The organism is Rossellomorea sp. ABR4_012 (assembly GCF_056159545.1).
Map to the genome: position 1 here is coordinate 74364 of NZ_JBSWVK010000007.1, position 26715 is coordinate 101078.

30 protein-coding genes are annotated in these 26715 nt (G+C 40.6%); 8 read left to right on the forward strand and 22 right to left on the reverse strand.

The window, feature by feature from the left end; genetic code table 11:
• Nucleotides 1-11 precede the first annotated feature (11 nt).
• On the reverse strand, nucleotides 12-410 hold the full coding sequence (locus ACXAFV_RS21010; RefSeq protein WP_475129342.1) for a ferritin-like domain-containing protein: 399 nt from the start codon (nucleotides 408-410) through the stop codon (nucleotides 12-14).
• Between the two features lie 125 nt (nucleotides 411-535).
• Here ACXAFV_RS21010 and ACXAFV_RS21015 point away from each other — a divergent pair, with 125 nt between their 5' ends.
• Both ACXAFV_RS21015 and ACXAFV_RS21020 read left to right on the forward strand, forming a co-directional pair.
• Nucleotides 536-745: a YheE family protein gene (locus ACXAFV_RS21015; RefSeq protein ID WP_475129488.1), complete on the forward strand. Its 210-nt coding sequence runs from the start codon at nucleotides 536-538 to the stop codon at nucleotides 743-745.
• 923 nt (nucleotides 746-1668) lie between these two features.
• Complete coding sequence (locus tag ACXAFV_RS21020; RefSeq protein WP_475129343.1) at nucleotides 1669-1863, forward strand: hypothetical protein; 195 nt, start codon at nucleotides 1669-1671, stop codon at nucleotides 1861-1863.
• 120 nt (nucleotides 1864-1983) lie between these two features.
• Here the strand turns inward: ACXAFV_RS21020 and ACXAFV_RS21025 are convergent, their stop codons facing one another.
• Nucleotides 1984-2244, reverse strand: a complete 261-nt coding sequence (locus ACXAFV_RS21025) for a metal-sensitive transcriptional regulator (RefSeq protein ID WP_475129344.1) — start codon at nucleotides 2242-2244, stop codon at nucleotides 1984-1986.
• A 237-nt stretch (nucleotides 2245-2481) separates the two neighbouring features.
• Between ACXAFV_RS21025 and ACXAFV_RS21030 the strand changes: the two genes are divergently transcribed.
• The gene (locus ACXAFV_RS21030; RefSeq protein WP_475129346.1) at nucleotides 2482-3396 is read left to right on the forward strand and encodes a PucR family transcriptional regulator; all 915 of its coding nucleotides are present in this window, start codon (nucleotides 2482-2484) and stop codon (nucleotides 3394-3396) included.
• Nucleotides 3397-3495: 99 nt separating this feature from the next.
• A complete protein-coding gene (locus ACXAFV_RS21035) occupies nucleotides 3496-4593 on the forward strand; it encodes an ABC transporter ATP-binding protein (RefSeq protein WP_475129348.1) in 1098 nt (365 codons plus the stop codon).
• Nucleotides 4594-4688: 95 nt separating this feature from the next.
• Here the strand turns inward: ACXAFV_RS21035 and ACXAFV_RS21040 are convergent, their stop codons facing one another.
• Nucleotides 4689-4868: a hypothetical protein gene (locus tag ACXAFV_RS21040; protein WP_224877301.1), complete on the reverse strand. Its 180-nt coding sequence runs from the start codon at nucleotides 4866-4868 to the stop codon at nucleotides 4689-4691.
• Nucleotides 4869-5220: 352 nt separating this feature from the next.
• Between ACXAFV_RS21040 and ACXAFV_RS21045 the strand changes: the two genes are divergently transcribed.
• Nucleotides 5221-5433 (forward strand): alpha/beta-type small acid-soluble spore protein, encoded by a 213-nt coding sequence (locus tag ACXAFV_RS21045; RefSeq protein ID WP_446245909.1) that lies wholly within the window; start codon nucleotides 5221-5223, stop codon nucleotides 5431-5433.
• A 388-nt stretch (nucleotides 5434-5821) separates the two neighbouring features.
• Here the strand turns inward: ACXAFV_RS21045 and fumC are convergent, their stop codons facing one another.
• The 6 genes from fumC to ACXAFV_RS21075 all read right to left on the reverse strand — a co-directional run bounded on the left by fumC (nucleotide 5822) and on the right by ACXAFV_RS21075 (nucleotide 11572).
• Nucleotides 5822-7207 (reverse strand): class II fumarate hydratase, encoded by a 1386-nt coding sequence (gene fumC / locus ACXAFV_RS21050; protein ID WP_475129350.1) that lies wholly within the window; start codon nucleotides 7205-7207, stop codon nucleotides 5822-5824.
• An 81-nt stretch (nucleotides 7208-7288) separates the two neighbouring features.
• The gene (locus tag ACXAFV_RS21055; protein WP_475129352.1) at nucleotides 7289-8311 is read right to left on the reverse strand and encodes an ABC transporter permease subunit; all 1023 of its coding nucleotides are present in this window, start codon (nucleotides 8309-8311) and stop codon (nucleotides 7289-7291) included.
• Nucleotides 8304-9197: an ABC transporter permease family protein gene (locus tag ACXAFV_RS21060; RefSeq protein ID WP_475129354.1), complete on the reverse strand. Its 894-nt coding sequence runs from the start codon at nucleotides 9195-9197 to the stop codon at nucleotides 8304-8306. Before ACXAFV_RS21060 ends, ACXAFV_RS21055 begins: the two co-directional genes overlap by 8 nt.
• Nucleotides 9198-9320: 123 nt before the next feature.
• A complete protein-coding gene (locus tag ACXAFV_RS21065) occupies nucleotides 9321-10055 on the reverse strand; it encodes an amino acid ABC transporter ATP-binding protein (protein WP_475129356.1) in 735 nt (244 codons plus the stop codon).
• Nucleotides 10056-10074: 19 nt separating this feature from the next.
• Nucleotides 10075-10779: an amino acid ABC transporter permease gene (locus tag ACXAFV_RS21070; RefSeq protein WP_475129358.1), complete on the reverse strand. Its 705-nt coding sequence runs from the start codon at nucleotides 10777-10779 to the stop codon at nucleotides 10075-10077.
• On the reverse strand, nucleotides 10763-11572 hold the full coding sequence (locus ACXAFV_RS21075) for an amino acid ABC transporter substrate-binding protein (RefSeq protein WP_475129360.1): 810 nt from the start codon (nucleotides 11570-11572) through the stop codon (nucleotides 10763-10765). Before ACXAFV_RS21075 ends, ACXAFV_RS21070 begins: the two co-directional genes overlap by 17 nt.
• A 225-nt stretch (nucleotides 11573-11797) precedes the next feature.
• On the opposite strand from ACXAFV_RS21075, the gene ACXAFV_RS21080 reads away from it, so the two are divergent.
• Nucleotides 11798-12409 (forward strand): NAD(P)-dependent oxidoreductase, encoded by a 612-nt coding sequence (locus ACXAFV_RS21080; protein ID WP_475129361.1) that lies wholly within the window; start codon nucleotides 11798-11800, stop codon nucleotides 12407-12409.
• A gap of 64 nt (nucleotides 12410-12473) precedes the next feature.
• On the opposite strand, the gene ACXAFV_RS21085 is transcribed toward ACXAFV_RS21080, so the two are convergent.
• From ACXAFV_RS21085 to ACXAFV_RS21120, 8 genes are all read right to left on the reverse strand, one after another.
• Nucleotides 12474-14492: an ABC transporter ATP-binding protein gene (locus tag ACXAFV_RS21085; RefSeq protein ID WP_475129363.1), complete on the reverse strand. Its 2019-nt coding sequence runs from the start codon at nucleotides 14490-14492 to the stop codon at nucleotides 12474-12476.
• Nucleotides 14489-16246 carry an ABC transporter ATP-binding protein gene (locus ACXAFV_RS21090; protein WP_475129365.1) on the reverse strand — a complete coding sequence of 586 codons (1758 nt, stop codon included), beginning with the start codon at nucleotides 16244-16246 and terminating at the stop codon, nucleotides 14489-14491. The genes ACXAFV_RS21085 and ACXAFV_RS21090 overlap by 4 nt, the downstream gene beginning before the upstream one ends.
• Before the next feature lie 548 nt (nucleotides 16247-16794).
• Nucleotides 16795-17109, reverse strand: a complete 315-nt coding sequence (locus ACXAFV_RS21095; protein WP_475129366.1) for a YbjQ family protein — start codon at nucleotides 17107-17109, stop codon at nucleotides 16795-16797.
• A complete protein-coding gene (locus ACXAFV_RS21100) occupies nucleotides 17106-17318 on the reverse strand; it encodes a sigmaY antisigma factor component (protein WP_475129368.1) in 213 nt (70 codons plus the stop codon). Before ACXAFV_RS21100 ends, ACXAFV_RS21095 begins: the two co-directional genes overlap by 4 nt.
• Nucleotides 17315-17641 (reverse strand): YxlC family protein, encoded by a 327-nt coding sequence (locus ACXAFV_RS21105; protein WP_475129369.1) that lies wholly within the window; start codon nucleotides 17639-17641, stop codon nucleotides 17315-17317. Before ACXAFV_RS21105 ends, ACXAFV_RS21100 begins: the two co-directional genes overlap by 4 nt.
• Nucleotides 17616-18158, reverse strand: a complete 543-nt coding sequence (sigY, locus tag ACXAFV_RS21110; protein WP_475129370.1) for an RNA polymerase sigma factor SigY — start codon at nucleotides 18156-18158, stop codon at nucleotides 17616-17618. The genes ACXAFV_RS21105 and sigY overlap by 26 nt, the downstream gene beginning before the upstream one ends.
• Nucleotides 18159-18372: 214 nt before the next feature.
• Entirely contained in the window at nucleotides 18373-19641 is a 1269-nt protein-coding gene (locus tag ACXAFV_RS21115; RefSeq protein WP_475129371.1) for an MFS transporter, read from the reverse strand.
• A gap of 118 nt (nucleotides 19642-19759) precedes the next feature.
• The gene (locus ACXAFV_RS21120) at nucleotides 19760-20599 is read right to left on the reverse strand and encodes a P-loop NTPase family protein (RefSeq protein WP_475129372.1); all 840 of its coding nucleotides are present in this window, start codon (nucleotides 20597-20599) and stop codon (nucleotides 19760-19762) included.
• A gap of 530 nt (nucleotides 20600-21129) precedes the next feature.
• On the opposite strand from ACXAFV_RS21120, the gene ACXAFV_RS21125 reads away from it, so the two are divergent.
• Nucleotides 21130-21660 carry a universal stress protein gene (locus tag ACXAFV_RS21125; protein WP_475129374.1) on the forward strand — a complete coding sequence of 177 codons (531 nt, stop codon included), beginning with the start codon at nucleotides 21130-21132 and terminating at the stop codon, nucleotides 21658-21660.
• 35 nt (nucleotides 21661-21695) lie between these two features.
• Here ACXAFV_RS21125 and ACXAFV_RS21130 read toward each other — a convergent pair whose 3' ends face one another.
• Together ACXAFV_RS21130 and ACXAFV_RS21135 are read right to left on the reverse strand one after the other, a co-directional pair.
• A complete protein-coding gene (locus ACXAFV_RS21130) occupies nucleotides 21696-22172 on the reverse strand; it encodes a helix-turn-helix transcriptional regulator (RefSeq protein WP_475129375.1) in 477 nt (158 codons plus the stop codon).
• 122 nt (nucleotides 22173-22294) lie between these two features.
• On the reverse strand, nucleotides 22295-23539 hold the full coding sequence (locus tag ACXAFV_RS21135) for a dicarboxylate/amino acid:cation symporter (RefSeq protein WP_475129376.1): 1245 nt from the start codon (nucleotides 23537-23539) through the stop codon (nucleotides 22295-22297).
• Between the two features lie 365 nt (nucleotides 23540-23904).
• On the opposite strand from ACXAFV_RS21135, the gene ACXAFV_RS21140 reads away from it, so the two are divergent.
• On the forward strand, nucleotides 23905-24333 hold the full coding sequence (locus tag ACXAFV_RS21140; RefSeq protein ID WP_475129378.1) for a low molecular weight phosphatase family protein: 429 nt from the start codon (nucleotides 23905-23907) through the stop codon (nucleotides 24331-24333).
• 55 nt (nucleotides 24334-24388) lie between these two features.
• Here ACXAFV_RS21140 and splB read toward each other — a convergent pair whose 3' ends face one another.
• The 3 genes from splB to ACXAFV_RS21155 all read right to left on the reverse strand — a co-directional run bounded on the left by splB (nucleotide 24389) and on the right by ACXAFV_RS21155 (nucleotide 26678).
• Complete coding sequence (splB, locus tag ACXAFV_RS21145; RefSeq protein WP_475129379.1) at nucleotides 24389-25417, reverse strand: spore photoproduct lyase; 1029 nt, start codon at nucleotides 25415-25417, stop codon at nucleotides 24389-24391.
• Between the two features lie 11 nt (nucleotides 25418-25428).
• Entirely contained in the window at nucleotides 25429-25674 is a 246-nt protein-coding gene (locus ACXAFV_RS21150) for a transcriptional regulator SplA domain-containing protein (protein ID WP_475129491.1), read from the reverse strand.
• Between the two features lie 110 nt (nucleotides 25675-25784).
• Complete coding sequence (locus ACXAFV_RS21155; protein ID WP_475129380.1) at nucleotides 25785-26678, reverse strand: phosphotransferase enzyme family protein; 894 nt, start codon at nucleotides 26676-26678, stop codon at nucleotides 25785-25787.
• Between the last annotated feature and the right edge of the window lie 37 nt (nucleotides 26679-26715).

Here is a 26715-nt window from a genome sequence, read left to right on the forward strand (position 1 = left end):
CAACCTTACTATTAACGCAATGAATTATAAATCGTGGAAAACCGGGTAGCATGCTCCATCTCATCTGTCATTGCAATGAACAGCGGATTATAGGCCTGCTGATTGGGCATTTCCAATAACATATCCCTGTAGAACTCTGCTGCTTCCAATTCATGCTTCAAAGCGCGCAAAATCCCTTCCTTGAACGTGGTATATTCAATCTTTTCTTTCTTATGCTCATAATACTCACCTGTATATAAATAATGGAGATACTGAAACATCTCATAATGTTCCTTCTCATCCTTTTTGGCATGTTCGATGAATTCTACATATAGCGGATTATTTGTCCTGTTCTTCAAATCTTTATAAAAATAATAGGCTGTCCATTCATCACTGATCGCCTTCTCCAAATCGCGAATAAACGAATTCATGCTTCGTCCCTCCTATGGTCACTTCCCTAAATTCTATTAATTGAAAAAGAAAAATATGATTGGATAAAAGGAATTCCTACACAGCGTATGATGAAACGTTTACAATGGTAGTTGAGGTGATTAATTTGATACAGCACTTTCAATACAAAAGTATGTATGAAAACAAACAGCTGCCGGGATGGACATTCTCGTTCTACTACAGCGGATTGAAATACGAAGGAAATTATCATAAAAACGGAAGCATCGAATGGACAAGCCATCTCCCGCCTGCAGATAAAGAAGAAGACCTGAAAAAACAACTGCATGAACTTATGTTGTATCATGTATATGAATAGAAAAGCGGAAGGGCTTTGCTCAGAGGCGGGTGGCATAAGGCGAATCGGCCAAGAAGGCGCTCTTTGCCTTCTTGGTCGGTTTGACTTATGACATGTGCCTCTAAGCCCTGCAGCTGGACAATAGAAAAGCGGAGGCGGCTTGATTAGAGGCGACAAGCATAAGACAGGGCAGCCACAAAGGCGTTTTTTGCCTTTTTGGATGGCATGGCTTATGTCTCGAGCCTCCAGCCGCCGGAGCTGGACACTAGAAAAGCGGAAGGGCTTTGCTCAGAGGCGGGTGGCATAAGGCGAATCGGCCAAGAAGGCGCTCTTTGCCTTCTTGGTCGGTTTGACTTATGACATGTGCCTCTAAGCCCTGCAGCTGGACAATAGAAAAGCGGAGGCGGCTTGATTAGAGGTGAAAGCATAAGATGAATGGGCCGGGAATGCGTACTTTGCCTATTAAGTTCCCTGGTTATGATACAGCCGATGATGGAGATTTAAAAGGAAGAGTTTAGTTAGAATCATTCTAAGTGGCACAATTATCAGGAAAAGTGGCGCAATATTATGAAATGTGGCACGTAAATCTTGAAACCGGCGCAATTATTTTATTTCCGGCCCGAATAATCAGAAAGTTGCGCAATTAATCCCATTGTTCATTAAATACTGCTTCTTTATCCCATAGTAGGATATAGATTTAACTCAAAATAGCTGAAAATCGGATTCTGTTCTTGCAGAAAACCTCAAAACAGATGTTTTCAGAACTATATTCAACATTATTTTTTCTTCCCGCGAACTAAATACACGGAAATCGCATTACACTGACACTCCTTATTTGTTCAATAACCCTCCTGTTCTCAATTCAAACCTCTCTCGACAAAAATCATGAAAGATGAATGAACCCAGGCCTCTTTTCTAAAACTAAACATAGGAGGCTGATAAGAATGGCAAAAGATAAAAATGACTATCAATTTCTTCCTGATACCAATTATGAAGGAAGAGGCAGTCTGTTCCTTGATGTGGACAGATTCATAAACGAAGGCATGTCCGGAGGGTCTGTTCATATGAGAGAGGATTCAACGAATATCGGTGAAGCGACTCTCATTACGGATCATGAGGAACCCCCAGCTCATTCTTAATCATCTTTCAATTGAGGGGTCTGTCTTACTGGCCCCTCTTTATATGTTTCAGCTGAAGCACCCATTAAAATAGCAAGAAGCCCATAAAAAAAGCTGCCCATCGGCAGCTTTCATCAATTATTATCGGCTTCTGACCAGCATGTTAACGGCTTCCTTGATTGCATCTTCTGCATTTCCGCCTTCGAGCTCTGATTCACGGATACATGCTTCCAGATTTTTCGCAACTATTAACCCGATTGTACGGTCTACTGCTGTGCGCACTGCTGACAGCTGGGTAACGACATCCTTACAGTGTTTTTCTTCTTCCATCATTTTAATGACTCCGCGGACTTGTCCTTCTAAACGTTTTAATCGGTTTGTTACTTCTTTATTGTATTCCATATTGGACACCCCATAATGATTTATTCCTTATCCCATAGTATTAGAATTAGGAAGAATTTGCAATGCAGGACCCTTTGATTCCCTAAATATTTTCAGTACAATGGGTTTAATACATATGGATTTGTTTAGAAACACCGCTGCTGATTACCGTGCAAGTACGTAGCTGTTGTCCAAAATACTAACTAAGCATCATTCATATAAACAAAGCCAATAAATAATTCAAATAAGAGGGATGAAATGTTAACTTCTTTACTTTTAAAATACCCTGATGCAACCGTCCAGAAACACTATCCGGCAGAACTTACCCCAATGAAAATCTGGTTTACGAATCCAAATCAAGATGAATTCATCGGTATAAATGCAAGTGATCTCACACAAGAAGAAATAGAATTGTTAAGATGCCTGTTCAAAGAGTTGTCCAGTGACGTAAAGCTTATGAATGAGTCTCCCCGTGCAAATGAATGGTTTGAATTTTTATTTAAAAATGGACCTTCTCCTTCACATAACGAATATGAATATCGCGTTATTCAGTTCACCTTTAGTGAGCAGACGGACGTGCATTTAATCAGAGAAGCATTCAAGCATTTACTCCCGCTTAATGCAGTATTAGTGCTGCTGGATGAGAGAAAAGGGTTAATCCTGGAAGAAAAAAATGACTTGAATTTAGACGAAGAACAACTTCTCTCCATTTCCCATGTCATTGAATCTGACTTTTTTGTAAGCATGTCATTCTTCATGGGTCAGTTCCAACCGGTGAATCGTGATTTTATCAAATCCTTCAAGTATGAGAGTGACATGTATTCATTTTCAGAAGCCAGTCTTCGTACCAACTATATTCAATCAGTTGTTACAGTACTGCCTTCGTTTATGCTGAAGCACCTCCCCATTGAATGGAAGGAACATATTTTCAGCAAGACCATCCAAGTATTTTCAGAAGACACTGAGCTGATTCATACGGTTAGAGCTTTTTTGGAAAATCAATCAAACATCAGTCAAACAGCCAAGAAATTATTTATGCACCGTAACAGTGTCCAATACCGTATTGATAAATTCATTGAAAAAACAACGATAGATATAAAAACATTTCAAGGTGCACTGCTTGCTTATTTAGCCGTACTTGATTATGAATCTGACAACCTGCCTAAAAAGTAAGAATGAATTTTGTGCAGGTTGACCATACCGTTTTGAATCCGCTTTCTTTACAATGAACTCATAGAATAAAACGTTTGCATAACAGGAGGAGAAACGACAATGGCTGAATTAAAATTAGAGAATATTTATAAGATCTATGATAATAAAGTGACAGCAGTAAATGATTTTAACCTTCATATCAATGATAAGGAATTTATCGTATTCGTTGGTCCATCAGGCTGCGGTAAGTCAACAACGCTTCGAATGATTGCAGGATTGGAAGAAATCTCAAAAGGTGATTTCTCCATCGATGGAAAACGCGTAAACGATGTGGCTCCTAAAGATCGTGATATCGCAATGGTGTTCCAAAACTATGCACTTTATCCGCATATGAGCGTCTATGACAATATGGCATTCGGACTTAAACTTCGTAAATTTGATAAGAAGGAAATCGACCGTCGCGTGCAGGAAGCTGCAAAAATCCTTGGTTTGGAAGCATTATTAGACCGTAAACCAAAAGCATTATCAGGTGGACAGCGTCAGCGTGTTGCATTGGGACGTGCAATCGTACGTGATGCGAAGGTATTCCTGATGGATGAGCCTTTATCCAACCTTGATGCAAAGCTGCGGGTACAGATGCGTGCAGAAATCGCAAAGCTTCATCAGCGTCTTCAAACCACGACAATTTATGTAACTCATGACCAGACTGAAGCGATGACAATGGCTACGCGTATAGTTGTCATGAAAGATGGTGTCATTCAACAGGTCGGATCGCCTAAAGAAGTATATGATAAGCCTGAGAACGTATTCGTTGGCGGCTTCATTGGATCTCCAGCAATGAACTTTTTCCACGGTAAAATTGAAGAAGGCACATTCGTGATCGGTAAATCCAAAGTGGCAGTTCCTGAAGGTAAGATGAAAGTGCTTCGTGACCAAGGCTATGTTGGAAAAGACATCATCTTGGGAGTAAGGCCGGAAGATATTCATGATGAGCCTATTTTCATCGATACAGCACAAGGTGCTAAAATCACTGCAAAAATCGAAGTATCTGAGTTAACGGGTGCTGAAACGATGCTGTATTCTCAAATCGAAGGCCAGGAATTCGTCGCTCGCGTCGATTCCCGTACAGATATTAGTGCCGGTCAATCGATCGATCTTGCATTTGACATGAACAAAGCACATTTCTTCGATACTGAATCTGAATTAAGAATTCGCTAATCTCCCATAGATGAAAAAGACCACACTCCTGTTGAGCGTGGTCTTTTTCATTTGTTTTCAGGCTCTATTTACATGACTTCAGGAAAAAGCCTTTTTTAAAACTCTGTTAAATTAATGCTTTTTCCTTCTTCTTCCCCACATCTGATACACGTGAATAAATGCAGGCAAGTATCCGTACAGCTGCTGTTCGGAATTCCATCTGCCAGCTGTACATGGTTTATATCCATATAGGCACTGTATTCATCATAATAATCATAATATCTTCCTTGATCCAATGTGGAATCACCGCATTTTGGACATAAGCCTTTATATTCGACAATCCCATTACATAATGCACAAGCTTTCATGCGTGTCACCATTCTTTCAGCTTAAGTGTATAATGTTATCCTTTTAAGATTGATACTGTTTTATGTAGACAAATTACAGGGAATTAGTCAGGAATAAATTTCCTTAATATGTTTTTGCATATATTTTTTCGGACGAAACATAATACCTAGTAACAAGGTACAACCAACTCATAACCTTGGGTTATACCATTATAGATGGTCGCTAATGGAATGCGTGCTGGTGCAACTCCGGCTGACCCAACCATAAAAAAACATACTATATTTAAGGAGATGACAGATTATGCAACAACAATCTCGCAACAATTCATCTAACCAATTAGTAGCTCCTGGAGCTCAACAAGCAATCGACCAAATGAAATACGAAATCGCTTCTGAGTTTGGCGTACAATTAGGGCCAGATGCTACAGCTCGCGCTAACGGTTCTGTTGGTGGAGAAATCACAAAGCGCCTAGTTCAAATGGCTGAACAACAAATCGGCGGCGGACAATACTAATCAAAAGCAAAATTTAATATGTATGGATAAACCCCTGGCAGATGCCGGGGGTTTTTTTATTGAAAGAAGCTATTTATACCGCTATTGATTTCCGTGCAAGACTACGCTTTCCACGGGTAGCCCGTGAGCCTCCTCTTCTTATTAACGGGGAGTAACTGTCCAGTTCCAGGGCTTAGAGGTATATGTCATAAGTCAAACCGGACAAGAAGGCAAAAAACGCCTTCGTGACCGCTTCGTCTTATGCCACACACCTCTGAGCAAAGCCCTTCCGCATTTCTGATAGGAGTCTCCGTCTTGCACTCCAATCAATCGCTGGAAACAGTCAAATTCTACATCTCACCTTCAAACATGATTCTCCATAAAATTGACCCGCTATTAGCTTCCTAATTCATTTGTTGTTAACCATATTTGCTGGATTGATCCAATCATCGTACTGTTCTTCTGTCAGGTAGCCGGACTTTATGGCAGCTTCTTTTAAAGTCGATCCACTTTTGTGAGCACTCTTGGCAATTTCTGCTGCCTTCTCATATCCGATATGCGGATTCAAAGCCGTCACAAGCATCAATGAACGCTGGACGAAATCCTCTATCACGTCCTCATTGGCTTCCAGGCCTTTTACACATTTTTCGTTGAATGACCGTATTCCATCGGTAAGCAATCGCACGGATTGCAGCAGGTTATAAATAATCACAGGCTTGAAAACATTCAATTCAAAATTCCCCTGGCTTGCTGCAAAGCCTATGGCAGCATCGTTTCCAAATACCTGGGTGACCACCATTGTGACAGCTTCACTTTGAGTAGGATTCACTTTCCCTGGCATGATCGAACTTCCCGGTTCATTTGCAGGAATCGTGATTTCACCGATTCCGCTGCGAGGACCGCTTGACAGCCAGCGGACATCATTTGCCACTTTCATCAAGTCTGCAGCCAGCGCTTTTAATGCCCCGTGCACATATACGATTTCATCGTGGGAAGTCAGGGCGTGAAATTTATTGTCGGATGAAACAAATGCGATACCTGTCTGATTCTCCAGTTCATGAGCTACTTTATCTCCAAATGAAGGGTGTGCATTTATGCCAGTCCCCACAGCTGTTCCCCCTATGGCCAAATGGACAAGCTGTCCCATGCTTTCTTCAATCATGTGACGTGATTTTTCCATCATCGCCCTCCAGCCGCTTACCTCCTGTCCCAGTGTAAGAGGTGTAGCATCCTGAAGATGTGTGCGTCCGATCTTTATGATATCCTGGAACTTCTCTTCTTTTTCATGAAGTGTCTTGATAAACTCATCGATGACCGGCAGCAGATACGCGGATATTTCTTTATATGCCGCGATATGCATCGCTGTAGGAAATGTATCGTTTGAGCTTTGCGACATATTCACATCATCATTGGGATGTACTCTCTCTTCACTTCCGAACTCTTTTAAAAGTTCATTGGCGCGATAAGCAACGACCTCATTTACATTCATATTTGATTGCGTGCCGCTTCCCGTCTGCCAGACGACCAATGGAAAGTGCTCATCCCATCTACTATCGATAATCTCATCACATGCCTGGCTGATCGCCTTTTTTTTATCTCCGGAGAGCTTTCCCAGTGAGTGATTCGCCACTGCTGCTGCTTTCTTTAGCTGAGCAAAGGCATATGTAACCTCGATCGGCATTTTTTCATTACCAATTTGAAAGTTTTCTTTACTTCTTTGGGTCTGAGCTCCCCAGTATTTCTCCCTCGGTACTTTCATTTCACCAATAGTATCCCGTTCAATCCGATAATCCATTTCTCTTCCTCCCTCAACAAATTAATCACATTACCATATTTCCACTAAAAGATCGGAACTAACCACATTCGTGCAAGTTTCTCATCCGTTTATTGTGTGATTTCGTTTGAAGGTAAATTGATCCTTTTCGATTCGTCCTTTTACAGTGGGTTTATTCAGCTTTTCTTTTTTTATGCCCTTTCGTTTTCTGATCTCGGTTTCCCCTAGCATTACTCCTTGAAGGGATCCTGCCATCATATTATAAGCAAAGACAGTTAAAGACAGTGCTGCAAGGGGAGAAAAGATAATCCATGGACCTGTCATGATCTCTACTCGGGCATTCCCTATGTTCCCTGCCCATTCATTTGATAAAGAGAATAAACGGGATTCCCCTACCATGATTTCCTTTTCAACCCCGCCTCCAAGCAATACCCCCAGGAAGCCAAGATGTGCAAATAATATTAGCACGCTGACATTTCTTTGAAAGAATAGCAAGATGATGCGGGGCAATAGGATTTTAAGGATGTGACGGCGGTATAGATACCACCCCCTTGCCCCCAAGGTTTTAGCGCTCATTACGAATTCTTCCTGAAGCATCTTTTGTATCTCTTTAGAGAGCACCGCCACAATTTGGGGAAGCCCGATGACTGTAAGCAAAAAGATTTGAATCATGAGATATTTAGCCGGTTCAACCTCTGCGTCCACGACGAAGCGAATTGGGAAGAGCAGCATAAATGCTATGACAGCCATTGGAACATAAATCATGGATTCCACAATTTCTTCGAAAGCACTTAACATGCTCTTTAAAAATCTTGTAAACACAATTGAAAACAGTAATGATAATACGATTTGAAGGAGACTGATGATCAATCCCAGCAGAATCGTATATTTCGCTCCTTGTACTACATACGTCCAAATCGGGGTGCCTACCCTGTCGGAACCAAGCGGCGGTAACTCCAAAGGAGTAAATGGCGGCCCTACTATTTTCCCATTTACATGTAGGAAGCTGACAGTTTCAATCCCTTCTTTGAAAAGTGGCTCATACAAAAAACTGAGGGTGAGAAGCCCGGCCAGAAAGATGAATCCTGTCAAAAATTTTGGTTTTTTCCACAAATGCCTAAGCATAAGTACCGTCCTCCTTAATTCCAATGCTCTTTTTCATACGCTGCTCAACGAATGTAAAGATCAGGAAGAACGGAAGAAATATCATTGTACTGATTATGACAAATGTATAACCCGTCGACCACATCAAAAGGTCCATCACCCCTCGCAAGTTAAACAGTCGTTCCAGAATGAATAGGTTCGACAGCATAAATGAAAAGATAAGTTTCGATCGATAAAACAGACTGTACACCACATTCCTGAAACTATGGACCACTAATATGTGAAGTGAGCTTAAACCTTTTCCGCGCGCGAGTTCAATATAAGACTTCTGCTCCTCCTCCTTCAACAACAACACAATCGTCTTTATTAAAAAGACGGCAGGTATCACAGTCAAACATGTGACAGGCAATAAATAAATTTCTTCATTCAGCATCGCAATATCCCCAATCAATACCCCCGTCTGCCGGAAATACATGACGACGAGCAGCTGAACTCCGATGATAATAAAGATATCCGGTAACGATTCCACAACATTCACTAATGAAAGAAGAAGGCGGTTCACCATTCCGTCTGCCAGAGAAATCAATATGCTGATCAAAAAAGCGATGATAATTGCCAACGTGAGTGACAGAAAGAATACTTTCATGGAATACATAACTCTGCCTCCAATCACATCAGCAAATGCATATTCCTTCCCCATCACTACAAGCGACCACTGATCAGGCTGTGACAAGTTCAGTAACACCTCATAAATCGCAAGAACAAACCCCAGTGGATAAAAACCAAATGAACCGCTTTCTGCGTTCATATAAACATATTGGAAATCAGTATTAAAAAACAGATTCGGCAGCACACTTATGAATATCAATCCAGTAAATACGAGCAGCAATCTTCTAATTATTTTCATAGAATCCCCCTTTTCTCATTTAATACCTTTTCTTTCCAATTCACGAAAATCCTCCTTTATTTCCCCAACCTAAAAAAAAGATGAATGGTCTCATTCATCTGAGTCCCATTCATCTTGTAAAAATCATTGTATCAAGTTTAAAAATTGTCGGGTACGATCGTGTTTAGGTTTCTCAAAGACTTCTTGAGGAGTCCCTTCTTCCACGATATAACCCCCGTCCATGAAGATCACTTTATCAGCTGCTTCTTTTGCGAATCTCATTTCATGGGTGACAACCACCATCGTCATGCCTTCTTCTGCCAGGTTTTTCATGACCTTAAGTACTTCACCCACTAATTCAGGGTCGAGTGCAGATGTCGGTTCATCAAACAGCATGACCTGGGGTTCGATTGCCAGCGCTCTTGCAATACCCACCCTTTGCTGCTGGCCCCCGGAAAGTTGATACGGATAATAGTCGATTTTATCTCCGAGACCCACCTTTTCAAGAAGGCGGCTTGCTTTTTCTTTCATTTCTGCTTTTTTCTTTCCCTGAACAATGACTGGGCCCTCCATTACATTTTCAAGGGCAGTCATGTGAGGAAACAGATTATAAGTTTGAAAGACCATGCCTGTTCTTCTTCTCAACTTCAATAGTTCGGCGGTCGATACTTTTTTAGAAAAATCCACATTCAATTCACCGATTGATACACTGCCTTCATTCGGTGTTTCAAGAGCATTCAAACATCTGAGGAACGTTGTTTTCCCAGATCCCGATGGGCCGATCAGAACGATGACTTCGCCTTTTCGGACTTCTACATCCATCCCCTTCAGCACTTCTAGGTCATCAAAGCGTTTCTTCAGTCCTTTTATTGAAATCATCTTTACCCTCCTTTACTCATTATTTTGCTATATAGCGATCTAACCTTGCTTCTATTCGTCCTTGTATGATGGATAAGATAAAACAGATAATCCAGTATAGCAATGCAGCTTCCATATACATGAGAAGAAACTCATAATTCGTTGCTGCGATTTCCTGTGCTTTTCTGAACATTTCCGTTACGAAGATCAATGAGGCAAGCGACGTATCTTTAACAAGGCTGATGAATGAATTCGATAAAGGCGGTATGGACACCCTTGTCGCCTGTGGCAGGATGATCCGTTTCAGCGTCTGGGAATAACCCATTCCAATTGAATACCCTGCTTCCCATTGTCCCTTTGGAATGGACTGAATGGCAGCTCTCACGATTTCAGAAGAGTAGGCCCCCATGTTCAAGGAAAAAGCGATGACTGCAGCAGGGAATGGTTCTAATTTAAGGAATTCTATACCGAGTGAACCGAGCCCAAAGAAAATAATGAACAACTGTACCAAAAGGGGAGTTCCCCTGATCGCTGATACATAAACTCTCGCTATGCCTCTTAAAATGGAGACACTTGATAGTCTCGCTAAAGCAGTGAATACAGCGATTATCAATCCTAAAGTAAATGATATGAGCGTTAGAGGGATAGAATAATACAAAGCTCCCTTTATCATCGGAAGCAGGGAGCTTTGTAATATATCAAACATTTCTTCAGGATTTTGAAAGATACTACTCAGGAGATACATTCTCACCGAACCATTTTTTAGAAATCTCTTCGTACGTGCCGTCTTCCATCATATCCTCTAACGCTTTATTGACTTCTTCCACTAATTTGTCATTGCCCTTACGGAACATCAAGCCGCTTTGTCCTGCATCTTCTGCTTCAGCAGCGATTTTGATGTTGGCATTTTTTTGTTTATTCATATAATCAAGAATCGAAATTTTATCGTTCACTGTTACATCCACACGTCCCTGTTCAAGGAGCTGGATTGATTGAGCGAGTCCATCCACACCTTGAATGACTGCACCATTTTCCTCTGCGATATCTCTATAGTTGCTTGTCAGCGATTGAGCCGAAGTAAGTCCTTTGATGTCTTTGAAAGATTTTACATCATTGTTATCTTTCGAAACGACAACCACTGCACTTGATTCAATATATGGTTTTGAGAAGTCATATTTCTTCTGTCTGTCTTCACGGATCCCCACTTGGTTAGCGATCATGTCAAACCGTTCTGAGTTCAACCCTTCAAACATCGCATCCCACTGAGTTTCCTTGAATTCAGCTTCTACACCAAGGCGTTTTGCAACTTCGCGTGCGATTTCCACATCAAAGCCAGTAAGCTTTCCAGATTCATCGTGGAATGTGAATGGAGGATATGTTCCTTCAGTCCCTACTAATAGCTTGCCTTCTTCTTTCACTTTATCGTAAAGGGACTGTTCTGAATCCCCGCCTGATTCTTTATCTTTGGTTTGTCCGCATGCTGAAAGCACCATTGAAAGAGCCAGCAGCAGAATAACTGATAATTTCCATTTTTTCATGTTTAAACCCCCACTATTCTTATCGGAATTAAGTATCACGAATGTCATCATAAAACGATACGGAAAAAAAGTCAATGAAAAAATCTTAATTTCGAGATTTTTTTCATTGATGCTCTTTCCTTTGGTATACTTTTAATCTAACCAAATATATGAATGTGGATACAGATTCCACGGAAAGGCTACTTTCGCATGTGGATAATGAGTTGATTATGGAGGGATAACATAGTGAAACTTGCTCTATTTGGCAGTACCGGCAGAGTTGGTTCGGTCGTCTACGAAAACGCAAAACAAAATCATACTATTCACCGATTAACCAGGGATTCTGTTCAGAAAGACTCATCAAGAGAGCTTTTAGTGATAGGGGATGTGCTAAATGAAGAAGATGTGTTCAATACAATTTCAGGTTGTGATGCTGTGATCAGCTGTTTGAACACCGATAAGGAAGATGTGTTATCGAGAAGCATGCCGCTAATTTTAAAAGCAATGAGGTGTAATGCGGTTAGCCGCATTATTACGTGCGGGACGGCCGGGATACTGAACTCAAGGACAGAACCCCATTTATACCGTTTCCAATCCAGTGAATCGAAGAGAAGAAGTTCAATCGCTGCAGAGGATCATCTCAGAACATTTCTGATGCTTCATTCTTCAGGACTTGATTGGACGGTTGTTTGCCCGACTTATCTTCCTGACGGGGAGCGACTTGGCACTTACCGTGTTCAGAAAAATACACTCCCTGCGAACGGTAAAAGCATTTCGATTTTTGATACTGCTGATTTTATCTGCAAGGAATTGATGCACGCTCAATTTGTACATAATAGAGTCGGGATTTGTTATTAGCAGATCTTGAAAAAGAGAGCCTTAAAAAAAGCACCTGACAAATAGTCAGATGCTTTATCTCTTATCATCCTGCTAAATCTGATGATGAGCCTTGCTGTAGCTGATACATTTGATAATATCGCCCTCTGGTTTTCATGAGTTCGTCATGATTACCCTTTTCAACGATTTCTCCGCGATCTAAGACGAGAATCTGATCCGCGTTCTTAATCGTGGATAGACGGTGAGCGATGATAAAAGTAGTTCTTCCCTTTTTCAATACTTCCATTGCTTCCTGAATTACGGCCTCGGTTTCGGTATCGATGCTCGAGGTTGCTTCATCGAGTATCAAGATTGCCGGGTTAAAGGCAAGCGCACGGGCAAATGAAATTAACTGACGCTGACCGGATGAAAGGGTGCTGCCCTTTTCAATAACTGGTTCGTCATAGCCTTTTTCAAGGTTCTTGAATACTTTTTCTGCCCCTACCGCCTTTAAGGCTTCTTCCACCTTTTCCCTTGAAATCCTTGGATCATCAAGGCTGACATTGGATGCAATTGTTCCGGTAAACAAATACGGATCTTGCAGGACGATCCCCATATGCTCACGTATCGTCTGATAAGGAATATCTTTAATGTCCTGGCCGTCAATCATGATTTTCCCTTCATTTGCATCATAGAAACGGAATAATAGATTCATGATTGAACTTTTTCCCGATCCCGTGTGTCCGACTAGAGCTACGGTTTCTCCTTGATTTGCTTCGAATGTTATATCCTTTAGAACATATTCATTTTCTTTGTAGCCAAAGAACACGTGATCAAAGTTGACATTCCCTTGGTAGCGCGTCATTTTATCATCGGCTACCTTCGTTCCGTCTTCATCCAGCAGCCTGAAAACGCGTTCCCCTGCTACAAGTGCCTGTTCCAGGTTAGCAAGCTGATTGACAATTCCAGTCACTGGCTGGAATAATCGGTTGATGTAATCGACAAATGCATAGAGGACACCCAGAGTCACGACAGACCCGACCCCGATCGCCCCTCCTCCAAAATACCAGATGAATGCCACAAACGTAATATTCCTCAATACTCCGACAAGATTATGAGATGTCATGGAGTTCAAGCTGAGCAGCTTATTTTGATATTTATAATGAGTACCGTTCAATTCTTCAAATTCGCCGCTTGTTTGCTTTTCTCTGCTGAAAGCTTGAATGATGTTCATCCCCTGGATCGATTCATTGATCATCGCGTTGATATCACTGACCTTCGACCGGATAATATGATTATATTTTGATGCATAGATCCGGTACAAATATGTCCAGATGACGAGTATCGGAATCAAGATCAGGCAGATTGCTGCCAGCTTCACATCCAGAATGAACAGGGCGATGTAAATACCGATGATATAGATTGTACTTGTGAAAAATGTTGATAGTACGGTCACATATAAATCTCGTATCGCTTCCGTATCATTTGTAATCCGGGCAACTACCTTCCCTGCCGGCAGATTGTCAAAATAACGGATCGGCAGCTTCTGGATATGCTGAAAGATATCGTTCCGCATTTTCTGGATGACTCTGTTGGCAGCTTTTTGAAGATAAAACCGCTGACCATACTGAAAGAAGGACGCAACCACCAACAGCCCAAAATAAAAGGCGAGCAATTTGATAATCTTTGGAATTTCAGGATTATAAAAGTCTAACAGCTCACCACCATTTATTTTTTGAGCAGGATAAGCTTCTGTTTCTTCTCCTTTTGTGATGATCATTGTGCCATTTTGGAATTTACGTTCACCATCAAACGAAATGGCAGCAGGGATAAAATAAAATTCTCTTCCGACTTGAAGGATTCTTATTTCTTCCCCCATTTGTTCACCACTGCTGAAATACTGTTCTCTTTTATACCATTCTCCTTTATAGGATACGGCATCTTTTCCTTTTTCGGTTTCATACCATGCCGCTTCTATCCCAAGAATATGATCATCAATCATTTTCTTGGCGATGAAAGGGCCGGCAAGCTCTGCTGCCACAGAAACGGTCAGCATCAGCAGGGCTGCTATGATGATTTTTTTATATAATAGCGCATAGTCTACGAGTCTTCTTCCGACTTTCATACGCCCACCTCCTCAAGTGAGGAATCTTCAACCTGCTGACGGTCGAATTGCTCTTTATACCAGCCGTCATTTTCAAGAAGTGTCTCGTGGACCCCTTCTTCCACCACTTTCCCTTCCTCTAAAACGATGATCCAATCAGCATGCTGAACAGCCGATAGACGATGAGTCGTGATGATCGTTGTTTTTCCTTCACGTTCATTTCGAATGTTTTCAATGATTTTTGCTTCTGTTTTGGCATCGACCGCTGAAAGGGAGTCATCCAGAATAAGAATTTCAGGATTCTTGATGAGTGCCCTCGCAATCGAAATACGCTGTTTTTGGCCCCCTGAGAGCGCAACTCCTTTTTCTCCCACCAGCGTGGATAAACCGTCTGGAAGCATTTCTAAGTCTTTCTTGAAATCTGCAAGCTCAATCGCTTTTTCCAGGTCTCTTTCATCCGCATCATGCCGCCCGAACAAGATATTTTCTTTCACAGTTCTCGAGAATAATACATGATCCTGAGGAACGTAGCCGATCCAGCTTCTGACCTGATCAAGAGTTAGATCCTTTATCGGAACTCCTGCAATCGACAGGGAACCTGCCCCTGCAGGATATTCCCGAAGAAGCTGTTTGATGAAGGTCGTCTTCCCGCTTCCCGTCTTTCCGACTACTCCAAGTGTATCCCCTTGCCCTATTTTCACTTTAAGATTGGACAGATTCTTCACCTGTGAGGATGGGTATTGAAACTGGACATCTTCGAAGGCTACATTTTCGGGCGTACCGACAGATTGAGGATGCTCCGGATCTTTTACATCCTGAACATAATCCAGCGTTTCCTGTACACGATCAAGCGATGCATTTCCCCGCTGCATGATGTTGATCAGTTCACCAATCGCAAACATTGGCCAAATCAACATCCCAAGGTAGACATTGAACGATACAAGTTCACCGAGGGTGATGGATTGATGAAAGACAAGATACGCTCCATACCCAAGCCCGATCAAATAACTTAAACCGACCAGTACTTTTATCGTTGGATCAAACAGCGAGTCAGTTTTTGCAACTCCTATATTCTTTTTATACACATCTTCTGTCATGTCGGAAAATCGGCGCTCATCCGCTCTTTCCTGAACATATGCCCGGATCACTCTTACACCTGCAATGGACTCAAGCACCTTATCGTTAAGATCCCCGAATGAGTCCTGTGCTTCTGTGAAACGCTTATGGATCCTTGCCCCATACACCTTCATCAATAAAGCCATGAGCGGTAAAGGCAGGATGGCAGCTATGGTTAACTTCCAGCTGATCAAAAATCCCATTGTAAACAAGATCGTGAGCATGAATACACTTGAATCGATCAGTGTCAGTACACCGAATCCTGCAGTTACAGAAATCGCCTTCAAATCATTCGTTGCCCTTGCCATCAAGTCACCCGTACGATTTTTTTCAAAGAATGTCGGTGTCATTTTTAATAAATGACCCATGAAGTTAGATCGAAGCTTCCGTTCAACCAGGAACGCTCCTCCAAATAATTGATACATCCATACGTAGGTCATCGCGTATGAAACGAGCGTAATTCCCGCTAATAACCAAAGGTACTTACTTAAAGCGTCGAAGGACATCGATCCGATATGAATATCATCGATCGCATTTCCTACGAGCTTAGGAGGAATCACATCAAGAATCCCCACTATCGTCAAAAGGAAGATAGCAACCGTATATCTCTTCCAATTTTCTTTAAAAAACCATGATAATTTCTTAAAAATACTAAACATCCTTATCCCCCCTTAATCTTCGTTCACTATCCGCCTTCTGTCTCCACCAATGTCATCATCTTTTTCTTTTGTACTTTCAGCATCTTTTTTTCCTCCCAAATAGTCATTATTTATGTGAACAGGTACTGTACCTGAAATCACCGGCAATTGATTGTTTCCAAATAAAAAAGGGCGTTAAAAGGCTTACTTGGCAGGGCTGATTTGCATCAGTGGCCCTGACGGTGCCTTGTTAACGCCCATAAATGGACATAAAAAAGCACAGATTATCGATCATAACCTGTGCCTGTTATCCGCTTGAATTGTGAATAAGGAGTTACTGGTTATGTGATGATATGAAATTAGTAGATGCTGCTCTTCCTTTGCCTTGAACTGTATATACGTTAATCATCACAAACCCTCCATTTCTTCACTATTATTTATTCCATTAATAACCATACTATAGGTTTTGAATTGTGTCAATTTTATTTTAATTAGTAATTTTCTTTATACAGTATGTGAGTGTTTCAGGGCGGGTGCACCCAATTCACTATATGTTTCAGATGAATTGATTATTCCACTGTAACGGCTGTACCATACGCAATAATTTCAGAGGCGTTCTGCATCACTGCAGACGTTTCTAATCTCACGGCGATTACCGCATTGGCTCCTTTTTCTGCAGCCTCTTCTGTCATTCTTTCAATTGCCTGATTTCTGGCTTCTTTCATCAATTCACTATATTCACTGATTTCTCCCCCCAAGATTGTTTTTAAACCAGCAATAATATCTTTACCAATATGCTTGGCCTGGACAGTGCTGCCTCTCACGAATCCTTTTAATTCCTTGACTTCCTTCCCCGGCACATAATCAGTCGTTACGATAATCATCCGATTCTCTCCCTTTTCTTGAACTTCTTCCAAATTTTCTTTGCAAATAGTAAATAAAAAATGAGCGGCATAGGCGTTTGGATCAATCCCCATAATCCCCAGAACCAATAAAGATGTCCATTCTTTCTGGCATCGAGAAATAAGTAGATGCTCTGAGCAAGAAGGACGGGAATGATGAGTAATAACAGATACATTTCTTCCTTCGTCATATCTTCTTCACCTGCTTGAAAAACGTAAGGCTGCTGAATATGGCTGCTCCTATAAATACGATACCTTGAAGCAGAATGAACAGCACTGGTAATTTTACAAGTGTGAGAGAAAGGATAATAAGCAGACAGGTTGCAATTAACATAAACAGGAGGAGGTCTCGTTTCAATCCCGCTTTTATATCTTTTTGCTGCTGAAGAACGAATTGCTCAAACCATTCCTCAGAAGGAACTGTATCTCCCACTTCATCCTCTAAAGGCTCCATCCCGGCTGTAAGGATTTGCTTCAGTTCATATTCTTCATCTGGCTGATGTTTGTTGTTCATCCAGTTTCAACTCCTTTCGTAACCGGATAATGCCGTGATGTGTCCTTGACTTAACGGTTCCGGGTGGCAATCCAATCATCTCTGAAATTTCTTCATAGGAATAACCGTAATAATGTTTAAGGATAATCGGTATCCTCACCCCATCTTCTAAAGTCGATAATGCTGCCAGCACATCATTCCACTCTTCATTTCTTGACTCCATACTCCATTTAAGGCTGCGGTAGCTGGCTTCTCCTTTCTGCCAGTCCTTCTCTTTCCCCTTTTTTCTTTGGATATCGATATACCGATTGGTTGCGATTGTGATAAGCCACGAAGAAAACTTGGACTTACCTTTGTACAGGTGAATTTTCTCTACTATTTTTGCCATTGTATCCTGAGCCAGCTCTTCAGCCTGATCTTTATTCATTGTCACTTTTATCAAATACTTCACTAAAAAAGGATAATGTTGTCTAAACAAGAAAGCAAAGGCTTCGTGGTCCCCTTTTTTTGCCCGTTTAATTAATTCTCTCTCTTCCATCGCATTTTTCCCTTCTATCCGCCAGTGCGTTCATTGATAATACGAATGATATGACAAAACGTTCATTTAAAATTATATTTTCAAACAAATAATTAATCTAGATAGGATTATTATGCAAGAGAGTTCAGGTATAGTAGTTACAATTATTCCACAGTAAAATTCAGCTTCTTCAATAAAAATAATCCCTATGATCACTCATAGGGATTATTTCTATTTAGCCATTTACAACTGCAGGCTTGATTTCCTCTTCTTTCATTAACTTGGGTAAAATCACTGTATAAAAAGCTCCCACTAAGAGTAAACAGCCTCCAACGAGCCAATATAACATTTCTACAGAAACAACTGCAGGGAATGTGAAAGCGATGATACCAAGTGTGATCGATTGGGAGAGCATCATCAGTGGGTTGATCCATCCCTGTACTCTCCCCATCATTTTTGGATCGATGATACTCGGCAGCCAGCCCCCGATTGCAATGTTTACAAGTGGAAGTCCCAATGCAGCGATGAACACGATCATCATGAAGAGCCATGCCGTCGGTGCAAATGAAGCGGCAATGATGAACGTTCCTGAAATAACGAGCCCTGCTACGATCAATTGATAGAATTTAAATTTCTGTGTAAGCATCGACGAAACAATACTACCGATCAAGACTCCCGATCCGAAAGCAACCCCCAGAATAATTGAATATTCTTCATACGTCTCCGGAGCCAACTTGTATTTCAGAATGAATATCGGAATAACGGAGAACCCTCCGTTAACGATACCAAAGACGACAAATCCACTGATTAACGAAAGAAGCAGTTTATGATTCAGGATATATACGAGACCCGACTTAAAGTGCTTCATGACGAACGAGACATTTAAGTCTTTCCAAGTATGCTTTCCATTCGGCTGGCGCACCTCTTCCGGAATGACACATTTTTTGATCAAAATGGCACTTACGACAAATGTAATGAAATCTACCAGGAGAGCACCATATATTCCTGCATTCCAATAAACAAAAATCGCAATGGCATTTCCTAGTAACATGAACAAACTCATGACCATCTGATTCAATCCTGCTGCAGTGGAATAATCATCTTTTGAAAGAACTCCCTGCAGAATGGCTTGCTCAGCAGGAAAGAAGAATTTCTGAACTCCGCTGCGCAGAAAGAGAACAGCAAAGATTAATGGAAGCCATCCGATATAGACTGCCCCTAATAAGATAACTGTTAAAAGAGCACTAATCGTATCACAGTGATAGGCAATTTTCTGCCGGTCCATTCTATCTGCCAATACCCCCACTAGGAAGAATACCACCAGTGTCGGAAGTGAATACATCATTTCTGTTATCGATGCATACATCGGCTGGTCTGAAAAGCGGTCCAAAAGGTAAAACATAAACGCAGTAAGACCAATTACACTTCCCATATGAGAAGTCAAATTAGCCATGAACAACTTCAAAAAAATTGGATTCTTGAAGATTTCAATCATTTTTTTCACAGGAATCATCTCCACCATTTTCTAATTTATGTTAATGTTACTTCAGATTCCGTAGACCGTTGAGCGTCTATTGGTGGTTTTTTCCTCCGTCTGAAGTCTGATGGCTTTTCATCCTCCCTTAATAGCGTTTGGAGAGTTCATCCTTGATTTTGCTTTTCACAGCTTCCCATGTTGATTGATCTCGTTCGATATGAATCCAGTCCACATTGGCATTTGTCAAAATTGATTTTTCGAGTGTTATCCGATGCTTCAGATAGCTCATAACCCCTTTAAAATCATTTTCCAGACCGTGGTTCACCCCAAATGTTTGTTTTGTATAATAGTCCCTCACGAAATTGAACCACTGCTCTGAACGTTCAGCCATGACATGTTCAAATGCTTTTTTGATATCATTCGGCTCTAAGTAAATAACCAAAGGCCGATACTTTTTCACTTCATTAAGGAGATCTAGAATGAATACTTCGATATAATCTTTCGCCAGGTCATTCCTGGCACTCAGAAACGTAGTTGGATTCTGTAACAAACTGCAATCCAATATGTACACATCATCCGTGTTAGCAAGTATTTCGTTGAACTGTTTCCATTTATTTTTTAAGAGCGTCGTAAAAGTTGCAGGTTCCTCGTTGTAGATATCATACCGGGAGATTTCATTTATGATATTCTCAGCGAACCGGTTGCTTTCAGCCATTTTTGCATAATGAACCAGCACACCATTCTCAGTTGGTTCACAATAAAATTGTAAGCTGTTCGCTGACTCACTATTATTTTTTTCAATTAAAGACAACTTCTCTTCAGACAGCCAAGCGACACCCTCATAGTCCGCAGGCTGGTCCCGGTCCCCTTCTATGTATGCTTTTACAGGGAGACCTTTATCCTTTAATACTCTTGATATCATTTGGACTGTAGATGTTTTCCCTGCACCAGGGATCCCTTCCACAAATATTACCCTTCCACTCATCCCACCCCTCCTTTAACCAATATAATCCATTTTATCATGGTGATAATACTTTAAACCACACTATCGACTATTCCCTTGCCAAAAAACGTTCATAATTTTTCATTTAAGGTTCACACTAATAATACGACTCACAATCAAAAGTACATTGAAAAGATATTGAGGAATGTTTCGAGAAGAAAGCAACCGGGTAACAATACATTAACCGGTTGTAATTAGTAGAAAAACACACTATTGATATCTATAAGTCGAGGTGAATCACATGTTACGTACAATCCTAATGGTCATTGGTGCAATTGTAGTAATTGGCTGGATTATCAGCATGCTATAATAATTTATTAAAATCAATTAGCTATTATAAGTTTTATATGTAAGCAACCAAAAAGAGCAGGATAGACTTCCCCCTATCCTGCTCTTTTTGGTTCATTGGTTTACGAGTAAGAAACAGAGGAAGTTTATGGCGATTTATCATAAGTGATTAAATAGTAGTAAAACGGGGTAAATAACGTATATCTTACAAATGAGGTGATTACATGTATAAGCACTTACTAGTAGCTTATGACGAAACTGACGGCAGTAAAAAAGCTTTAGATGAAGCGTTAAAGTTAACTAAATTATCACCGGATACAAAACTTACGATCCTTTATGTTTCAGAGGAAAAAGGGACGACTGAAACCCGTGACAACTATACTCCCACCCATGCACTGGCTGATACAGCCCCTGGATTCGATAATCAGTATATGGGAAACCTATCTGCATCCCGCGATGAAAAATTAAACACTAACAGAGCCGTGGATAATAACCAGGGAATAACGGCGCCATCGTCTTCTCACGCGGTTTTAAGAAACGTAAAAGAAAAATTAAATCCTTATCAGCTTAATATTAACTATGTTCATTTATCAGGTTCAGAAGCAAAGAGAATTTGTGAATATGCAAAAGAAAACAATGCAGATTTGGTTCTGGTGGGGAATACCGGAAAATCAAACTTAAAAAAATGGGTACTTGGCAGCGTCAGTGAAAAAGTTGCTCATTCCTGTGAAGCAAGTGTATTGCTTGTTAAGTAATAGAATACTTTACAAAAAGAGGAAGGAAGCTTTTATCAAGCTTCCTCCTTTTTTGTGATCAGCTCTGTTGAAACTTCATCAAATCGACTGTTTGAGCTTTCTTCATCAAAGCTGCTGTAGATCCGATAGTCATTCCGATCCAATATACGATAGTGTTTGCTAAACAAATTTTGCTGAAGGACGTATCCATCATTCTTCTTTATTTCTTTCCACCAAACTTTCCCGCCAAGCGTTCTTTCTTTACGAAAGTCCATTCCATCACGTGCAATCGTCTCAATTACTTCGAGCGGTTCTCCACCTAGACTTGAAGTCAATGTTTCATTGTCCCTGAACAAGGCACAAACCGCTATCACGGCTGTCCAGCTTGCAGCTACTCTTCCTTTTTCAATTTGAACGAGGGTCTTTTTAGATAGACCGATTACATTCGCCATTTTATCTTGTGTATAACCTGCTTCCGTTCTGATTAATCGCAGCTTATCGGAAATGATGAGGATAATTTCTTCTTTTGTCATTGAAACACCTGCTTTTTTAAACTTAGTGTAATATTACACCATTCCACTCTCTTAATACAACTAATAAAAATCTCCCTAAAAAAAGAAGATAATCGCAAACTAAAGCGATTATCTCCTTAATCTTAAACGTCTCCTCTTTGTTCCTTGATTGTACGCTTCTTCTCACTTTCGGAAACAAACAGGGCACACGCTGCATCTCCTGAGATATTGATTGATGTTCTGGCCATATCAAGCAAACGGTCGATTCCAAGAATCAAGCCGATTCCTTCGACGGGAAGGCCTACAGAACTTAATACCATTGCAAGCAGGATCAATCCGACACCAGGAACACCTGCTGTACCGATACTTGCAAGGACTGCTGTCAGTACGACTGTAACTAATTGTTCAAGAGTCAGATCGATACCATAAACCTGAGCGATGAAGACCGTAGCTACACCTTGCATGATGGCTGTTCCATCCATATTGATCGTAGCACCTAAAGGTTGTACGAATGAACTTACAGATTTCGAAACCTTCAGTCTATCCTGAGCCACTTCCATTGATATCGGTAATGTAGCATTACTGCTGGAAGTACTGAACGCAACACTCATGGCAGGGCTGAAATTCTTGAAGAACCATAGAGGATTTTTCTTGGCAAGCAAGAATACTGTACTGCCGTACGTAATGATAGCATGAATGATCAGTGCAGCTAAAACGACGACAAAGTACAGCCACATCGCTTTAAGCGCGCTCATCCCCTGACTGCCGATAGCTGATGCGATAAGGCCGAATGTTCCATACGGAGCAAACTTCATCACCAGTGTCACAAGATACATCATTAATTCATTACCTTGTTCGACTAATTTCAAGATTCCTTTTGTCTTTTCACCCAAAGCAGTCAGACCCAATCCGATGAAGATGGCAAATGCAATGATTTGAAGCATATTCCCTTCCGTCATGGCGGTCAAAGGATTTTTAGGGATAATATTCATGATTGTCTCCCCGACTGGAGGAGCTTTCTCTGATTTAAATTCCTCTGCCTGAGTACGGTCAATCCCTTCTACTAATCCAGGATCAATGACGTTTGCTAATGTCAATCCGATCACAATGGCAATACATGTCGTTACCAAGAAGTAAACGATGGTTTTCAACCCAATTCTTCCAAGCTTTTTCGGATCTCCAAGTCCGGCAGATCCCAAAACGATGGATAAGAACACGATTGGTACGACCAGCATGCTGATCAAGTTCAAGAATATCTTCCCTAGCGGGGTGAATAAATAAGGATCTAATATATCGAATACATCTTTAGCAAATATATTTAGAGCCAGTCCTACCAAAGCCCCGAGAATCAGGGCAAGGATGATCTTTGTTGTTAAGTTGAATTTCATTGATGTACCTCCTTATAAAAAACTAAAATCAGGATTTCTAAAATTGCACAAAATAATTTACAGATGTTTACCTTATTATAAGAATTTCAAACCTGCATTTTTTAATTTAATTTAATATGCCCTGACAGCCTCTCAATGATTTTACCTTTATCATTATACTGATTAATTTAAAAATTAAATTAGTTTCTCTCTAATTTCAATCTTTTCTACTATGTAAAAAAAGTTTCATTACATAAAATAAGGGATTTATTAATCACTTATACCTATAAAAATTATTTCCAGAAACTTTCATTGATCTTATTGAATACTTTAAATGATATTGGGTAAATAGTAATAACAGCATGAAAACAGAAAGGAACATAGCTATGAATAAAACTGTATACTTTCTTTCAAGCAGCCAGCAGCGCAGTTTAATAGCTGAAGGCTGGGCCGAAAAACTTTCTGTTCCAAACTGGTCTTTCAAAAGTGCCGGGTGGATTGATGGGACTGATCAAGACCTTTCTGTCCTTGCAATGAAAGAATTATGTATTGATATTAGTTCATTCCCCCGTACACGAATAGAGATACCTGACTTAAATCAAGCTTCGGTGATCGTGAAGATCCAGGACACTGAATACGATGAAGACATCAGTCTGCCATCTGATTTAGAAAAAAAAGTCATTTATTGGGATCTCCCGAATCCGAGTAAGCGTTCAAGGAATCAAATGGAAGAATGGGCAAGGTATCAGGAAATTTGTGATGAAATAGCGTTAAAAGTAAAAAGTCTTGAAACAATCCTTCCCGAATTCAATTGAGAGGACTGACGATCATTTTATTCAAATGACATCAGTCCCTTTTTTTATTCTTCCATTAAGTGAAATACTCGAGTTTTGCTTGAGGGAAAAATTCTTCCATATACGAATATAGACGGTCCTTCAATTCCTGTTCTTCATCCTTCTGGTAAATATATTTTCCAATTCCATACTTTCCCCACTTATAACGCCGCTCTTCTTCATTTAATTCAAGCTTCGTCATAGGATAGTTTTTTTCAATCACCCGTTTTGCAGGTTTGGTGAATCGGTGCTGAATGAATTCAAATGTCAAATCTTCTTTCGCTTCTGGTGGAAGATGCTGATTCAGGTGCTCAAACATGTTCCTGTACCCTTCTTCCCACCCATCGTGAATATAAATAGGAGCGACTATGAACCCAAGTGGATATCCTGCCCTTGCCACTTTACCTGCTGCCTCCAATCGTTTATCGAGAGGTGAGGTCCCAGGCTCAAAATTCTTGATGACATAGTCAGCATTTATGCTGAACCTGAATCTTGTCTTGCCATTATGCTTCGCATCGAGCAAATGGTCGACGTGGTGAAACTTTGTCACAAATCTTAGTTTGCCATGTTCCGACTCACCAAAATGTTCGATTGCACGTTTAAGGGTATGGGTCAGGTGATCTACACCTACGATATCGGACGTACACGCAGCTTCGAATCTTGTCATTTCCGGTACTCGTTCAGATATATATTTATCCGCAGCCTCCAGGATTTCATCTACATTCACATAGGTCCGGATATACGGCTTGCTTCCCATTGTCGTCTGTAAATAACAGTAATGACAATGGCCCATACAACCGGTAGCAAACGGAATGGCATATTCGGCGGATGGTTTGGACGTATCGAATTTCAATGTTTTTCTTACTCCCACAACCAGGGTGGACTTCGCAATTCTGTATTTTTGGAAATGGTTCTCTCCTGGAAGATTTCTTACCTGATTATGAGATGTGGTATAGCGTATTTCGACATCCATTTTTTCAAACTTTTCTTTAAGCTCTTTCCCAAGTGGATATTCTAAGGCACCCGGTTCAAAGTAGACCAGCTGCGGCATGAACGGTTTAACCATGTTTCATCCCCCTAAAGGTCCCCAAATGATTGGTTGTATACCTGCTCTGCTTCTGTTTCCGAAGCGTATACAGCCAAATCATCTGTCAGGGGATAATAGGTTTCATATAAAAACAAAGCCAATTCTTCAGGGTTCTCAGGATTTTTAACGACTGCCGCTTCTTGAACATTGGCAACCGTTTGAGTATGGGGATTGCGGTAAATCACGTAAACCACATCTCCTGCATCGTATGGGAGACTCTGATTATTCACATCCATCATCTTCACCTTCTCCTTTTTTCTAGAATTCATTGCTTTCATTTTTTCTCAGAAGAAGAAGTTTTATGATGGTAAATGATGTTTCATCCTTTCATTTTGTAAAAAGTAAGTCAAAATTTTATATATTCTTCATCGCTAATCAAAGCATCGACCTTATTCATGCAATCATAGGCAGCCTCGCCATAACCCTCTTGATCATAAAACATCGTATATTGAAGAAGGAAAAGAATGGCCAATGGCTGAATCAAAATGAGCTCTGTCTCACTTAACTTCTGGTTTCTGGTGTATCCATTAATAAAGTGATGAATCTTCCACGATAAATGTTTGGAAACCTGGCCGCTTTCAGTGTTTTTCAAAATATTCGTTATGATATAGGAGATATCCCCCACACGGGGAGCTTGCCTGATTCTTTCAAAGTCGACAAGACCACTGATATCATTTCCCCTCCATAGAAAATTCCGCAAATGCACGTCACTGTGTACAAGCTGACGAGGCAGTTGTTCAAATAGCAGTTCATATCGTTCAATCCCATCATATACTTTTTCAGCCCATTCATTTAATGCGAGATTCGGTACTGAGAGCCAACTTTTCAAATACCCATAAACATCCCAGACAACTGTATCTTTTTTATATGGATATTTTTCCAATGCCTGATGCAATTTAGCCAAATAGCTTCCAAGCGAGAAAAATTGATCGGAAGTAATCATTCTGCTGTTATGGAGCGAAGTCCCATCCAAGGAAGCATATAATGAATAAAAGCTTCCATCTGTGGCAATGAACGCTTCTCCTTTATTGGTTAAGAGTGGCGTTTCTGCATGAATGCCTTTTCTAACCAAATACTGGGTGATGCGGTATTCTTCCAGACGTTCACTGCAGGAAGTTTGTTTTCTCTTTTTCAAATAAAACGTATTTACTCCGGAAGTGATTTTCATTATCTTGTTTTGATGGCCGTTGATTTTGATTTTTTCAAGATTCCAATTTGATAAAAGGTCTTTCATTTTCATTTCATTCCACATCATAGTAAGATACAATTTAGTATTA

Bases quoted from the DNA above. Each gene is read 5' to 3' on its own strand.
- ACXAFV_RS21010 (WP_475129342.1), bottom strand. From the start codon at position 410: ATGAATTCGTTTATTCGCGATTTGGAGAAGGCGATCAGTGATGAATGG.
- ACXAFV_RS21020 (WP_475129343.1), top strand. From the start codon at position 1,669: ATGGCAAAAGATAAAAATGACTATCAATTTCTTCCTGATACCAATTAT.
- ACXAFV_RS21025 (WP_475129344.1), bottom strand. From the start codon at position 2,244: ATGGAATACAATAAAGAAGTAACAAACCGATTAAAACGTTTAGAAGGA.
- ACXAFV_RS21030 (WP_475129346.1), top strand. From the start codon at position 2,482: ATGTTAACTTCTTTACTTTTAAAATACCCTGATGCAACCGTCCAGAAA.
- ACXAFV_RS21035 (WP_475129348.1), top strand. From the start codon at position 3,496: ATGGCTGAATTAAAATTAGAGAATATTTATAAGATCTATGATAATAAA.
- ACXAFV_RS21045 (WP_446245909.1), top strand. From the start codon at position 5,221: ATGCAACAACAATCTCGCAACAATTCATCTAACCAATTAGTAGCTCCT.
- fumC (WP_475129350.1), bottom strand. From the start codon at position 7,207: ATGGATTATCGGATTGAACGGGATACTATTGGTGAAATGAAAGTACCG.
- ACXAFV_RS21055 (WP_475129352.1), bottom strand. From the start codon at position 8,311: ATGCTTAGGCATTTGTGGAAAAAACCAAAATTTTTGACAGGATTCATC.
- ACXAFV_RS21060 (WP_475129354.1), bottom strand. From the start codon at position 9,197: ATGAAAATAATTAGAAGATTGCTGCTCGTATTTACTGGATTGATATTC.
- ACXAFV_RS21065 (WP_475129356.1), bottom strand. From the start codon at position 10,055: ATGATTTCAATAAAAGGACTGAAGAAACGCTTTGATGACCTAGAAGTG.
- ACXAFV_RS21070 (WP_475129358.1), bottom strand. From the start codon at position 10,779: ATGTATCTCCTGAGTAGTATCTTTCAAAATCCTGAAGAAATGTTTGAT.
- ACXAFV_RS21075 (WP_475129360.1), bottom strand. From the start codon at position 11,572: ATGAAAAAATGGAAATTATCAGTTATTCTGCTGCTGGCTCTTTCAATG.
- ACXAFV_RS21085 (WP_475129363.1), bottom strand. From the start codon at position 14,492: ATGAAAGTCGGAAGAAGACTCGTAGACTATGCGCTATTATATAAAAAA.
- ACXAFV_RS21090 (WP_475129365.1), bottom strand. From the start codon at position 16,246: ATGTTTAGTATTTTTAAGAAATTATCATGGTTTTTTAAAGAAAATTGG.
- ACXAFV_RS21095 (WP_475129366.1), bottom strand. From the start codon at position 17,109: ATGATTATCGTAACGACTGATTATGTGCCGGGGAAGGAAGTCAAGGAA.
- ACXAFV_RS21100 (WP_475129368.1), bottom strand. From the start codon at position 17,318: ATGACGAAGGAAGAAATGTATCTGTTATTACTCATCATTCCCGTCCTT.
- ACXAFV_RS21105 (WP_475129369.1), bottom strand. From the start codon at position 17,641: ATGAACAACAAACATCAGCCAGATGAAGAATATGAACTGAAGCAAATC.
- sigY (WP_475129370.1), bottom strand. From the start codon at position 18,158: ATGGAAGAGAGAGAATTAATTAAACGGGCAAAAAAAGGGGACCACGAA.
- ACXAFV_RS21120 (WP_475129372.1), bottom strand. From the start codon at position 20,599: ATGAGTGGAAGGGTAATATTTGTGGAAGGGATCCCTGGTGCAGGGAAA.
- ACXAFV_RS21125 (WP_475129374.1), top strand. From the start codon at position 21,130: ATGTATAAGCACTTACTAGTAGCTTATGACGAAACTGACGGCAGTAAA.
- ACXAFV_RS21130 (WP_475129375.1), bottom strand. From the start codon at position 22,172: ATGACAAAAGAAGAAATTATCCTCATCATTTCCGATAAGCTGCGATTA.
- ACXAFV_RS21135 (WP_475129376.1), bottom strand. From the start codon at position 23,539: ATGAAATTCAACTTAACAACAAAGATCATCCTTGCCCTGATTCTCGGG.
- ACXAFV_RS21140 (WP_475129378.1), top strand. From the start codon at position 23,905: ATGAATAAAACTGTATACTTTCTTTCAAGCAGCCAGCAGCGCAGTTTA.
- splB (WP_475129379.1), bottom strand. From the start codon at position 25,417: ATGGTTAAACCGTTCATGCCGCAGCTGGTCTACTTTGAACCGGGTGCC.
- ACXAFV_RS21150 (WP_475129491.1), bottom strand. From the start codon at position 25,674: ATGGATGTGAATAATCAGAGTCTCCCATACGATGCAGGAGATGTGGTT.
- ACXAFV_RS21155 (WP_475129380.1), bottom strand. From the start codon at position 26,678: ATGAAAATGAAAGACCTTTTATCAAATTGGAATCTTGAAAAAATCAAA.